Origin of the sequence: Ferroplasma sp. (assembly GCF_037442045.1) — an archaeon.
In the GTDB taxonomy this organism is placed as follows: domain Archaea; phylum Thermoplasmatota; class Thermoplasmata; order Thermoplasmatales; family Thermoplasmataceae; genus Ferroplasma.
In genome coordinates, this window is the sequence record NZ_JBBIRC010000082.1 from 1 (window position 1) to 2,214 (window position 2,214).

Annotated in this window: 2 protein-coding genes, 1 tRNA gene and 1 pseudogene; 3 read left to right on the forward strand and 1 reads right to left on the reverse strand. The window is 32.5% G+C overall.

Features of this window, described 5'->3' with window-relative positions:
* Positions 1–383 (forward strand): annotated as a pseudogene (locus WKI77_RS07475) (thermopsin precursor); the annotation flags it as partial.
* 47 nt (positions 384–430) lie between these two features.
* Here WKI77_RS07475 and hemA read toward each other — a convergent pair.
* The gene (gene hemA, locus WKI77_RS07480) at positions 431–1,636 is read right to left on the reverse strand and encodes a glutamyl-tRNA reductase (protein ID WP_337861200.1); all 1,206 of its coding nucleotides are present in this window, start codon (positions 1,634–1,636) and stop codon (positions 431–433) included.
* A gap of 138 nt (positions 1,637–1,774) precedes the next feature.
* Here hemA and WKI77_RS07485 point away from each other — a divergent pair, with 138 nt between their 5' ends.
* A complete protein-coding gene (locus WKI77_RS07485; protein WP_337861201.1) occupies positions 1,775–2,002 on the forward strand; it encodes a hypothetical protein in 228 nt (75 codons plus the stop codon).
* Between the two features lie 43 nt (positions 2,003–2,045).
* Positions 2,046–2,118: transfer RNA gene (locus tag WKI77_RS07490), tRNA-Asp, on the forward strand.
* The last annotated feature ends 96 nt before the right edge of the window (positions 2,119–2,214 follow it).

Below are 2,214 nucleotides of genomic sequence, written 5' to 3' on the forward strand. Positions count from 1 at the left end.
AAACATATAACAATACGTTTGAACAGCTAACAGACATCTGGGGTGCACCTCTTGCCCTGGCTGAATACACATCAGGAGATACCATATACAATAATTTCTTCAATACAGAAATAACTGCATACAGCCCGGATTACTCCATATACTCAGGAAATTATGAAGTTTATATCAATATGTGGAATATAACAAAACAGCCTGCATACATAACACACTATGTTAACGGATTTGCACTGAGAGGCAGCATAATCGGCACATCCTATCAGGGCGGAAACTACTGGGATAACTATAATGGAACAATACCGTACACAAACGATGGGCTTATAGCCTATGGTGGAGATTATGTGCCATTGTACTATAATTTCATGTTTTTCCAGTTTTTCTGGTGAAAGAATTTTTATCTTTAATAATTTTAATTTAATATTTTATAAAAATTTTATTCTTTCGCATTAACTTTCTTTCCGTTAGAAAGCACTTTTTTCAGCATTGTATCATACTCTTTTAGAATGTAAGAATATTTTTCATTGTTCCTGACAAAGGTTTTCATTGAATTTGTATATGGTGCAAGGATCTTATTTGTGAATGAATTCATCATTATATTTATTGTTTCCAGCTGTTTATCAGATAAATAGACCTTTCTTTTTAATTCATCTATTTCATTTTCTTTTATAATGTCTGCAAATTTATAAAAAGCAGATATTATCTCATCTGATTTCATTTCGTTTATTTTATTTGAATATAAAGCAAATTCATTTTTTACTATATCTTCAGCTTTTTTGATTTCCATTCTTCTTTGTTTCCTTGTTTCCAGGGCTTTGCTGTATATTCTGTCAAGGTCATATAATTTAATAGCTATATTATTGGCTTTCTCGATATTTGGAGGATTTGATAAATCTATGAATATTTTATCCTTATCTGCATTTAAATAATCTTCCTTCTTTATTATGTACTGCTTTGAAGATGTGGCAGTTATAATTATTTGATTTGAATTTATTAATTCGCTTATATTGGATATGCCGCAATAATAAGCACCATGCTTTATTGCCAGTTCCCTGGAGTGATCAATATTCCTTCCAGCAACAGTAATCGTTGATCCTGAACCTGCCAGATAGTTTAAAAGGGCTGTTGCCATTTTGCCGGTGCCTATAATGCATATTTTTTTAGCTGATATGCCATATTCCTTTTCTATGATTTGAAGGCTTATTGATGCTAATGATGTTTTTCCATGTGCAATATCTGTCATTGTCCTTACATCCTTGCCTACCGATAATGCTTTCTGGAAGGTATATGACAGAAACTTATCCGACTTTCCTCTTTTATTGGACAAATCATATGCAGATTTGATCTGGCGCAGAATATCATTTTCCCCAAGTGCCATTGATTCAAGGCCTGATGCAACCTTAAACAAATGGTTCACAGAATCGGGGTACTCAAGATGAACGGCACCTTCAATAGTGCCAGCAATGCTGGTTTCTGGCCGAAAATAGATCTCAACGCGGTTGCATGTAATAAGTATAATATATTTATTTATAGTTCTTGATTCCATCATATTTTCAAAATACTGATAATCTTTTTTAATTAAACTGGAAAATAGTTCTGGTGTATCTTTATAATTCCATGAAAGTAATTCTATATCTCCCATATTAACATTTAATAATGGCAATTTATTATATAAACTAATTGAAAATTAAACAATATTAGAATAAAATATTTATTAGTAAACTATTTTTGCATGAATATAAATAAAAAAGCGTAAAAGCAAGAATGGAATACATTATTAATGGATAGTATTGACCATGAAATCGAAGAACTGTATAACCATAATAAGAGGATATCTCCAGCAAAGTTTATGACTATTTTATTATCAGTGCTTGGTTTCAATACTGCAATTATTATTGCATCACTGTATGAAAACGATTTGCTGATAAGAATGATTCTTGAAATATTATCTGGAATTGTCATGACGTCGTTTTTTGTCTGGTTTTATATAAGATTTCTAAGAAAATAAAAAATGTTTATATAAAACAATGAAATTACGGTATTACCACGCTGCCCCGATAGTGTAGCGGCCTATCATACAGGCCTGTCGAGCCTGTGACACGGGTTCAAATCCCGTTCGGGGCGTATGTTACGTACCAGGTTGCGTTTTGACCCTTCTGAAGACACTGTAAAATCAAGCTTTTTCATGTTACTGCGCAACGCCGAAAATGCATCCACTGC

Excerpts from the sequence above, each read along its gene's own strand:
- hemA (WP_337861200.1), bottom strand. The coding sequence starts at position 1,636 with ATGGGAGATATAGAATTACTTTCATGGAATTATAAAGATACACCAGAA.
- WKI77_RS07485 (WP_337861201.1), top strand. The coding sequence starts at position 1,775 with ATGGATAGTATTGACCATGAAATCGAAGAACTGTATAACCATAATAAG.